The 10092-nt window shown below is 28.6% G+C and carries 8 protein-coding genes and 1 CRISPR repeat array; of the genes, 5 read left to right on the forward strand and 3 right to left on the reverse strand.

The genetic code is table 11. From position 1 onward, the window contains the following. Positions 1 to 227 precede the first annotated feature (227 nt). Positions 228 to 1788: a CRISPR direct-repeat array (repeat unit 37 nt; unit sequence GTTTCAAACCGTGTTGTGATAGAATTAGGTTTGCAAT). A gap of 436 nt (positions 1789 to 2224) precedes the next feature. The 5 genes from KJQ99_RS07290 (at position 2225) to KJQ99_RS07310 (ending at position 7861) form a co-directional block, all read left to right on the forward strand. Further along, positions 2225 to 6007 (forward strand): HNH endonuclease domain-containing protein, encoded by a 3783-nt coding sequence (locus KJQ99_RS07290; RefSeq protein ID WP_214150409.1) that lies wholly within the window; start codon positions 2225 to 2227, stop codon positions 6005 to 6007. Further along, positions 6001 to 6957, forward strand: a complete 957-nt coding sequence (gene cas1 / locus KJQ99_RS07295) for a CRISPR-associated endonuclease Cas1 (protein WP_214150410.1) — start codon at positions 6001 to 6003, stop codon at positions 6955 to 6957. The genes KJQ99_RS07290 and cas1 overlap by 7 nt, the downstream gene beginning before the upstream one ends. Positions 6958 to 6959: 2 nt before the next feature. Next, positions 6960 to 7226 carry a CRISPR-associated endonuclease Cas2 gene (cas2, locus tag KJQ99_RS07300; RefSeq protein ID WP_214118919.1) on the forward strand — a complete coding sequence of 89 codons (267 nt, stop codon included), beginning with the start codon at positions 6960 to 6962 and terminating at the stop codon, positions 7224 to 7226. A 61-nt stretch (positions 7227 to 7287) separates the two neighbouring features. Further along, positions 7288 to 7506 (forward strand): hypothetical protein, encoded by a 219-nt coding sequence (locus KJQ99_RS07305; RefSeq protein WP_214150411.1) that lies wholly within the window; start codon positions 7288 to 7290, stop codon positions 7504 to 7506. Positions 7507 to 7510: 4 nt separating this feature from the next. After that, positions 7511 to 7861 carry a CRISPR-associated protein Cas4 gene (locus tag KJQ99_RS07310; protein ID WP_214150412.1) on the forward strand — a complete coding sequence of 117 codons (351 nt, stop codon included), beginning with the start codon at positions 7511 to 7513 and terminating at the stop codon, positions 7859 to 7861. A 552-nt stretch (positions 7862 to 8413) separates the two neighbouring features. On the opposite strand, the gene KJQ99_RS07315 is transcribed toward KJQ99_RS07310, so the two are convergent. From KJQ99_RS07315 to KJQ99_RS07325, 3 genes are all read right to left on the reverse strand, one after another. Further along, complete coding sequence (locus KJQ99_RS07315) at positions 8414 to 8605, reverse strand: hypothetical protein (protein WP_214150413.1); 192 nt, start codon at positions 8603 to 8605, stop codon at positions 8414 to 8416. 108 nt (positions 8606 to 8713) lie between these two features. After that, a complete protein-coding gene (locus tag KJQ99_RS07320) occupies positions 8714 to 9379 on the reverse strand; it encodes a putative phage head morphogenesis protein (RefSeq protein WP_214150414.1) in 666 nt (221 codons plus the stop codon). A gap of 99 nt (positions 9380 to 9478) precedes the next feature. Continuing rightward, complete coding sequence (locus KJQ99_RS07325; protein ID WP_214150415.1) at positions 9479 to 9808, reverse strand: putative phage head morphogenesis protein; 330 nt, start codon at positions 9806 to 9808, stop codon at positions 9479 to 9481. Positions 9809 to 10092 lie beyond the last annotated feature (284 nt).

Below are 10092 nucleotides of genomic sequence, written 5' to 3' on the forward strand. Positions count from 1 at the left end.
GCAGGAGCAGCAAATCATCTAAGTGAGATGACAGAACAACTAAACAAAAAGCTAAATGAATTTAGAACTTGATTTATTAGCTTAAAAATAAACTTATTATTAGGAATTAGTATGCTAGTTCCTAATAATATTTTAAAATATTTAAATAATTTAAACTCACTCTAGTTTTTCTACTTTATATTTTTTGCTTAATCGTATTTGTTTTGTATTATTATGTTATATCGTTACTTTCTAGCATTATTGTGATAGAATTAGGTTTGAAATAAAGCTTAATGATGAAATTATTTATTAATTAGACAGTTTCAAACCGTGTTGTGGTAGAATTAGGTTTGCAATGTAACAAATTCTCAACTTTCTATTGCTTTAAATAAGTTTCAAACCATGTTGTGATAGAATTAGGTTTGCAATGGAACAGAAGACTACTATCAAAATACAGGTGGATTGTTTCAAACCGTGTTGTGATAGAATTAGGTTTGCAATTCACAAGCCACATTAATTGCATTTCCAATGTTTGAGTTTCAAACCGTGTTGTGATAGAATTAGGTTTGCAATCAAATAGACTTAAACAATACTTTAGAAAGCATTGAAAGTTTCAAACCGTGTTGTGATAGAATTAGGTTTGCAATATATTTCTGATAAGTTAGACTTTTTAAACTCTATGTTTCAAACCGCGTTGTGATAGAATTAGGTTTGCAATTTTAAACCGACATCTTTATATGTATATGTATTACTTTGTTTCAAACCGTGTTGTGGTAGAATTAGGTTTGCAATTGATAAACTTTCAAATCTTTTAGATTTAGATTTTAGGTTTCAAACCGTGTTGTGGTAGAATTAGGTTTGCAATTTAAAAATTTATAATGAGACAATAAAAGCCGATATTGTTTCAAACCGTGTTGTGATAGAATTAGGTTTGCAATGATATAAATTCGGCTTATTTTTCTTCCAATTGTAAGTTTCAAACCGTGTTGTGATAGAATTAGGTTTGCAATTTTAGGCGAAATGGATTTTGACTCTCGTATGGATAGTTTCAAACCGTGTTGTGATAGAATTAGGTTTGCAATCTATCCGCAATTATTTAAAGCTATCGGCATTACTTAGTTTCAAACCGTGTTGTGATAGAATTAGGTTTGCAATTTATAGTTTAAGCGTAGTTTTCAGCAGAAAAAATTGGTTTCAAACCGTGTTGTGATAGAATTAGGTTTGCAATATTTCTTTAATTCCTATTACTTTTACTTTTGTTTTGTTTCAAACCGTGTTGTGATAGAATTAGGTTTGCAATATTCGCCATTCTGCTTTTGCTCTAATGTTAATTTATGTTTCAAACCGTGTTGTGATAGAATTAGGTTTGCAATTTAGAAATGATTGAAATTAGTAGAAGTAGAATTCGGTTTCAAACCATGTTGTGATAGAATTAGGTTTGCAATAGTAGAAGAGATGTTCAGATACCTTATGGGATTTTTGTTTCAAACCATGTTGTGATAGAATTAGGTTTGCAATAAAATGAGAATTTAGACCAATTTTTAAGAAGAATTAGTTTCAAACCATGTTGTGATAGAATTAGGTTTGCAATTTATTTTTAATTTTTGTTTTTTTGGGTGGAAAGATAGTTTCAAACCATGTTGTGATAGAATTAGGTTTGCAATTTCAGAAGATAAAATTTTGTTTATTCAGGATAGATGTTTCAAACCATGTTGTGATAGAATTAGGTTTGCAATGAGTATTGCAAGTAGCGTAATGAAACTTAAAGAAGTGTTTCAAACCATGTTGTGATAGAATTAGGTTTGCAATAGCAAGGAAAACTTGCTTATGTATCAAGTATTTGAAAGTTTTTAAAAAGTAGTGATTTTTCCACTTTGAAAATTCTTTCAAATTTTGGCACTTTAGTGGAAAAATTAAACCTATGTTTAGTTTGTATCACTAAAATTAAAAAGCAAATCTAATTCTATCACAATATATTAGAGTTTGAAATCATTTTAAAGTTGGTAAAATATCGGGCAACTGGCTTAGCCACCCCGATAACCCTTCAGTAAAATTAATTAAACTTATGATATTTTATGTATAGGTAAATGTTAGTTTTAAAACTTTTGATTTTAAAATCACTAATAAGAGTAGAAAAATATCGGATAATTATTTTATAATTCCGATATTTTATTATTTATTCCATAACATTTATAAATTATAATATTTTATATATACTCACACAAATGAATTTAAAGGAACAAGAATGAAAACTTACATTGGCATAGATATGGGAGCAAAAAATAATGGAGTATTTGTAACACATACAAAAGATGGAAAGATTGTATATAAAACGGCTATGAACTATATTTTTGACCCATCTTTTATAAATTTTTTGAAAAAAGATAGAACTTCCAAAAGACACCAAAAAAGGGGTATAAAAAGGTCAAAATTTGTTAGAAGGCTTTTAGATGAATTGTTAAATAAAATCAAAATCAAAGATTTAAGCCAAAGCGAACTTGAGTTAATATATGGACTACTTAAAAATCGTGGGTTTAATTATATAAATATAGAATTTGAAAATGACATTAGCGATGAGAGTTTAGAAATATTAAACGAAATTGATAGCTATGAGTTTAAAAACTGCATTAACAAAAATGATTATGAATTAAGGCTTTCAAATTTTGCAAACGAGTATGATACTGATGAATTCTGTGAATTTTTAGCTAAGCAAACTAACCTAATAATGCAAAAATATGATAACGATAAATTTGTTTATAATATAAAAGCAAGTGATAGAAATGCTATTACAGATATGTTTGAAGCTCTTAGAAATGAAATGCTTAAAAATAACAAACACAGAGAAAAATATATAAAAGACATAAAAGAACTTTGCAAAAGTGTGGAATTCGAAAGCGTAATTTTAAAACTAAAAATAAATGCTGATGAGTTTGCAAATATTATTGGTAATATATCAAATTATCAAACAAGGGTTTTAAGAAGGTATTTTAATAACAAATTTGATGATGTTTTTGATGATGAAAAATTAAGAAAACAAAGCATAAGAAATATAAAATTTCTTACCTTTCAAGGCGAAAAAGAGTTAGAAAACAAACGCACAATGTTAGAAAACCTAGAAAATTCAAGCTATGAATATCTATGTAAAAATGACCCAATAATAAGCATTCCACCTTATGAGAGAATGAATAATAAAAACCCACAAACTTGCAATGTATTAGTCTTAAAAGACAAGCTTAGTAATAAGCTAAAAACTTGCCTAAAACATATTTTAGAAAATCCTAATTTTTCAAGCCTTACTATGGACGAAAACGGCGTTATCAAAGAATACAATGAATTAGATGAAAATGAGTTAAAAGTGGTTTTTCAAAGATTTTTAGATATATCTAAGGGGTATTTAGAAGATATTAAGCTTTATCCTAGAAGTTTTGATAAATATGCAAAATATTTTAAAGATACGATATGTTTAAATGATAGTGATTTTGATGCCTTACAAGACTTTGCAAATAAATATTATGATGAATTGCTGCTGGCTAAAAAAGGTGTATTATCAAATAAACTTTTAAAGCCTTGTGGGTGTCATACTCCTTATAAAAATAACCTTAAACATACTCATCTTAGTATTTTATGGGCTAAGCCTGATGGATTTAGTGAAAATGATGTCAATATTTTTATGGAATTTATAAATAAAAAAGAAAATAAAGTTAAGGGTAATACTACCTTAAAGGGTTTTTTAACTAATCTTAGCGAAATGGCTAAATCTTATCAAAACTCCTTTTACAAGGCTTTAGATGATGAAAAGGCTTTATTAGATAACAAGGCTACAAATGATAAGGAATTAAAAAAGATTTTAGAGCAATATAAAAAAGCCTATGAATTAATAACTAGCCAAGAAATATTTAAAAATGTAGCTAAAAGCGACAAGCTAAAAACTATGATAAATCAACTGCTTCAGAGTGCAAATATAATCTTAGATGATACTAAGGGTTTTAATAAACTTTGCAAGGAACACTCATTGCAAACTTTACTAAGAACAAGTGGTGAAAAAGCTATGTGTTCGGTATTTGGCTCGGATAGTGCAAGGCTTATAAATGGTAGGGTTGAAATGTATATTGATAGACTTGCTTATGAGATTATAAAAGATTTGGATTTAAGTAATACTAAAGAATTGAGTATAAATATAGAGCAAAATGCCTTTGCTTTTGAAACTGCGGCAAAAGAGCTTACAAAAACTAAAGTAAAAAGAAAGCCTAAAGAACATTTTGTAATATGCCCTTATAGTGGGGAGTCTTTAAATCTAAAAAATGCTGAATATGATCATATCTTGCCAAGAAGTAAATGTAAGTATAACTCAGAAGCGAATTTAATTCCCGTAAAATCATACGAAAATCTTAGAAAAAGTGATGGGTATATTTATTTTACTGATTTAAAAGAAGAATATAAAAATGATATATACAAAAAGTGTGGTGTAGCAAATGAAAATGAGTTAAAAATCTTTATAAATAATACTTTAAAAGGTATTGATACCGATAAATATACAAATTATAAAAATCTAAAATATCATGAGCAAATTGCCTTTAGACATGCACTTTTTATGCCTAAAGAAAACTTTTATGCTAAAGCAGTGGAATTATTAGAACAAGATAAATTAAAAACCACAACAAACGGCACTCAAAAACGCCTTGCTAAACTAATAGTTCAAAAAGCTCTAACAAAGAATAAAGATTTAGATATTAATGTAAATTTTATTGATAGTAAGCTAACAAGTGCTATTAGGCGTGAGTTAAGTCTTGATTTACCAGAAATAGCAAAAGAAAAAATCCAATCAAGCCATAGCCATTGTATAGATGCTAGTGTTGTATTTTATATAGCTAGTGCTATTAAGGATAAAAAGGTGGTATCTATAAATGAGAATGTGAAGTTTGAACCAAAGTTTAAATTCAGTGAGATTTATCTAAAAGAAAGTGAGATAAAAAACATACAAAGCCAAAAGTACTTAGAATTAAGTCAAGATAAAATCTCAAGAAAGCAATTATTTAAAGATACGATTTACTCACTTAGATATGAAAATGCTAAAGATTTAAGTGATAAGCATTTAAATATTTTAAAAGAATTTGATTTATTAATGGAAGTTAAAAAACTTAAATCGGTAAGATTTCATATAGACACCAAAAAAGTTTTTGATTTAATCTTCGCAAGTTTTGAGGCAAAAGATATAAAAACACTAGAAAAAATTAAATTTTTAGATAAGTTTTTGGTATCAAGTGTTAGAAAAGATGTTTTAGATATATTTTTTGATGCTAAAAGTGGCGAGTTAATCAAGCCTAAAGATAATGGTGCAAATATAGAAAAGTTCTATGAAATCCTAGTAAAAAATGAAGTAAAAACTAAAAATGAAGTAGAAAAAATCCATAAGCTTTATATAAATAATTTCTACACAGGCAATCAAAAAGATATAAAAAGAGCTAGAAACAAACGCCGTGTTACATACTCGCTAAGTGTAGCTAGTGCAGCTAGTTTTGTGGTGCGTAGAAATACAGGTTATGAAGGTTTAGCAAATGAAAACATAGCTACAAAAAATTATTTTGATAAAGATAGAATTGTGGGTATAAAATATCATAGCAAGAATGTTTTACCATTCAAAATAGTCGATATTTTAGATATTTTAAACCTTAGCGAAAATGCTAAAGAAATCTATAAAATAAGCATTAAAAATAATTTACCAGAAAAAATCTCAAAGCTTGACTTTATAGTTAGCGAAGCTACTAGACATACGGTGCAAGTGCATTTTAACAAGGCAAAATTAGGATATGATTTAGATATTTTTAAAAGTGCATTAAATGATAAAAATGATAAATGGGTGAAGTTTTGTGATGAGTGTTTAAATATTGAATTAGTTGAGTTTTTAGGTAAGCCAAGGGATTATAAAGCTAGTATAATTTGTGATAATTTTGAAGTTTTAGGGCTAAAATACACAACAAATCAAACCTCAAAAGCAAATAGACAAATTATGAAAGATAATATATGCTAAAACATCTCGTAGTGAATTCTTACGGGGTGTATTTGGGGCTAAAATCGGCTAGATTAGTAGTTAAAAAAGATGGAGAGTTAATCAAAGAATATCCACTTAAAAACCTAAAAACCATAAGTATAAAATCTCGTGGTGTAGGGCTAAGTAGTGACTTAGCCTATGCTTGTGGAGTGCGTGGGGTTAAGATATTTTTTAATGATTTTAAATCTCATTTAGCTTTACACACTTTACACGAGCATAAAAGCGTAAATGTGATAAAACATCAGATTTTAAGCGAACAAAACGGCAAAGACCTAGCCTTAGCAAAAGAGCTAATCATAGGTAAAATCAAAAACCAACGCCCCACGATTTTATACTTTTCAAGGTATTTGCAAGATGATTTGCTAAAACAAAAAACCACAGAGCAATTAAAAACATTTATTAACGAGCTAAAAACTTATAAAATGACAAAAGATAGCATTTTTGGCATTGAAGGAAGTGCGGCAAAAGTTTATTTTGATTATCTTAGACAAACAAGGCTTTTAGGAGATGAGTTTGTAAATCGCACGGGCAGATATGCAGATGATAATGTAAATAAAGCCCTAAATTACGGCTACGCAATACTTTTAAACATAATTTATAAAAGCGTGATAAACGCAGGGTTAAACCCATATTTTGGAGTGCTTCATAGCTTAAGAAGTGCTAAGCCATCGTTAGTTTTGGACATTATGGAAGAGTATAGAAGTTTTTTAGTTGATAGAAATATTATCAAGCTAAGGCATCAGCTAAAGGGCGATTTTAATGAGTGTAAAAAGTTAATTTCAAATGAGATTTTTAGCTCACTTGCTAAAAAGTTGCCATATAATCACTCTAAACTAAGTCTTGAAAGCATCATACAAAGGCAAGTTTATAAGCTTAGTGGGTTTTTATGTGGTGCGAATAATTATCATTCTTATGTGTTTAGGTGGTGAGCGTGTATATTGTAAGCTACGATATAGAAGATAACAAATCACGAACAAAGCTTTTTGAAGAGCTAAAGGATTTAGGACTTTTAAATATCCAAAAATCAGTCTTTTATGGAGAGCTTAGCAAAAGTGAGATAAAGGTGGTAAAAGAGCTTTTTAAAAAGCTTTGTGATGATGGGGATAAGGCGTTTTTGTGTAGGTGTGAGATAGATTTAGACTATACGCACGGCTATAAAAAGGCTGATTTAGAGCAACTTAGTTTTGATAGTATTTAGTAACTTGTGTATATTTTAACCAAAACAATGAGAATTTTAAATAATTTGAAATAGGAATTTCATGGAACTTTTGAAGGCGAGTTTGATTAGGCAGTTTGTGTTTTGTCCTAGGATATTTTATTTTTATAATTTTTGTGATATTACACCAAAATATCCTAAGCATGTAGGTTTTGGCAATGATTTTCATAAAAAGCAAGATGAGCTTTTCAAAAGTCGCACATTTGCTAAACTTGGGCTAAGCGAATATAAAGCCTATAAAAAATCAATATTTAGAAGATGAAGAATTGTGCGGGGTTTGTGATATGCTATTTGTTGGGGTTGATGAGGTGGTGGTGCTTGAGTTTAAACAAAGCGATAATCTAAATCTTAGTAACGGGGCGAAAATGCAACTACTAGCATATGCAAAAATGGCTAGTAAAACTTATGCTAAGCCTTGCAAAAGAGTGATTTTATGCTCATCAAATCATCTAAAACATAAGGTTTTTAATATTTTTCCGAATGATTTTGCTAGGCTTAAAAGAGTTGTAAAAGATATGAAAAATCTTTTAGATAATGGAGTTTTTCCAAATAGTAGCGCTAGTCTTAATGCTTGTAATCAATGTGAATTTTTTAACTATTGTGATGATAGGGAATAAATTTAGTATGTTTGTGTTAAAGTTTATCGGGGTGGCTAAGCCAGTTGCCCGATATTTTACTAACTTTTCGGTATTTCTACCTACTTATGATTTCAAACGCTCGTTGTGATAGAATTAGATTTGCTTTTTAATTTTAGTGATACAAACTAAACATAGGTTTAATTTTTCCACTAAAGTGCTAAAATTTGAAAGAATTTTAAAAGTGGAAAAATCACTATTTTTTAAAAACTCTCAAATACTTGATATATAAGCAAGTTTTCCTTGCTAATTGCAAACCTAATTCTATCACAACACGGTTTGAAACGATAGCCTTGCAGGAGCTTATAAAGAGCTAAAAATATTGCAAACCTAATTCTATCACAACACGGTTTGAAACTTCCAAACAGAAAGAAGATGAATACATAACCAAACTAAATTGCAAACCTAATTCTATCACAACATGGTTTGAAACTTAAAAACAAAAATAAAAAACTTATCGTAATTTTTATTATAAGCCCAATTCTAATAAAATTTAAATAGAAAAATAAAAACCTATTATTACCAAAATTTTTATTAATGCTTTTTTGCAAGACCTGCTTTTATATCTAAATTATTAAGCTTATTTATGCTTTTTGTTAGCTTGTCCATCTTGTCTGTACTAAGCTTTGCAATTTTGCCAAGTTTTTCTAATCTTTCTTGCTGTGTTTTTAGCTTATCAAATCCACCTAAGGCTAACTTTAGCCCTAAGCCAAACTGCATATCCATTAAGTTCTCCTTAATTTTAAATACATATAATCATCTAAATGGGTCTTAGAATGATTGTGGTAGGCGGCTTTCATTAGGTTTATCCTTACCAATTCGCCTGACATTTTTTTAATGTTCAAATCTAAGTGATGACACATAATATCCATCTTCTAAATCTTTAAATACTAAAATATACTTCCTACCTAAAATGCTTTGAATACATATTTTGTTATCTTTGTTGTTTTCATCAACTTCTATTTGCTTACCTTTTTTCAATATTTGTCCTATTAAAGAATAGTCATAAGCACTAATTTCTTTATGGTGTAGATGAGTTGCTATTTGGAATTTATCAATATATACAGGTCTATTATTAAATTTCGTAATACAAATTCTTAAAGTATCTCTTGCCTTTTTCTTTAGTTTTTTTGACCTTTTTATAGCTTGCTCTTTATATTCTTTAAGATTTAAGCCGCTTTTTTTAAATAGGTTTTGTTCGTTATTAAAAGCCTTTTTTAAAAGCTCAAAGCTTTTTTTGTGTTCTTGTGTGCTCTTATAGGCTTCATTCATAATCTTTTCGGCTTGTTTTCTAAGGCTCTCATCTACACTTTTTACCTTTTCAACTAAAACATTAAATAAAGCATTATTAGGCTCAATAGGATTATTATCAAATCCACGCACAGCAGCATTTAATGAACTTCTTGGGTCTTTTGCGTTTTCTTTATAGCCAAGTGCTTTAGCTTCATCAAGACTTAAAACCTGTGTTTTACACCTACAACCCCAGCCATTAGGCGCCAACAATAATGCTCCTTAGGTAAAATAAGTCCGTGAAAGGCTTTAAGTACAACTCTAACCCTATTATCCATAATTGCTACATATCTTAAGTAAGGCTTATCGCTAATTAGTTGTTTTTTTAAATCTTGCTAAATTATAAACTTGTCTTAGGTTTTGATTAAAAACAACTTTTAAATGATTTTTATGTAAGCCACTAGCGTTTTTAAGCTCATTTACGCAATCTTTAAAGCTTGTGCCGTTTTGATAAGCCTTTTTAAGTATGCTATGCATTCTTTTAAGTGTTTCAATTTCATTTATCCCACTTATTAAAAATATGCGATTATATGCACTAAAGCGAAGTTTATCTAAATCATAATCTTTAGGTAATTTATCATCAAAGTATTTAATTGCATCTAAAGGGTTTAGTTTAAAAATATTGCTTAAATCATTCATTACTTAAGCCTTTTAAACTAATATTTGTTAAAACTTGAGCCATTATGTTTTCTAGTTTGTATTGTTTTATGCCTTAATTAAGTAGTTTATTCACAGCGTCTTCATAAGAATTTGAGTTTTCAAGGACTTTTAAAAACTGCTCTTATAAGTCTTTATCTAAACCCACTACCCAACATCATTAAATCTATATTATCCACAGCTTATTTATTTCATTAAAAAAGCTTTTAAAAACATTATTTATCCTGTAAAGGTATAAAACTAGTTTGCATAGTTTGATTATTTAA

The organism is Campylobacter sp. 2018MI13 (genome assembly GCF_018501135.1).
Lineage (GTDB): Bacteria > Campylobacterota > Campylobacteria > Campylobacterales > Campylobacteraceae > Campylobacter_E.

Excerpts from the sequence above, each read along its gene's own strand:
- cas1 (WP_214150410.1), top strand. The coding sequence starts at position 6,001 with ATGCTAAAACATCTCGTAGTGAATTCTTACGGGGTGTATTTGGGGCTA.
- KJQ99_RS07290 (WP_214150409.1), top strand. The coding sequence starts at position 2,225 with ATGAAAACTTACATTGGCATAGATATGGGAGCAAAAAATAATGGAGTA.
- KJQ99_RS07325 (WP_214150415.1), bottom strand. The coding sequence starts at position 9,808 with ATGAATGATTTAAGCAATATTTTTAAACTAAACCCTTTAGATGCAATT.
- KJQ99_RS07315 (WP_214150413.1), bottom strand. The coding sequence starts at position 8,605 with ATGGATATGCAGTTTGGCTTAGGGCTAAAGTTAGCCTTAGGTGGATTT.
- KJQ99_RS07305 (WP_214150411.1), top strand. The coding sequence starts at position 7,288 with ATGGAACTTTTGAAGGCGAGTTTGATTAGGCAGTTTGTGTTTTGTCCT.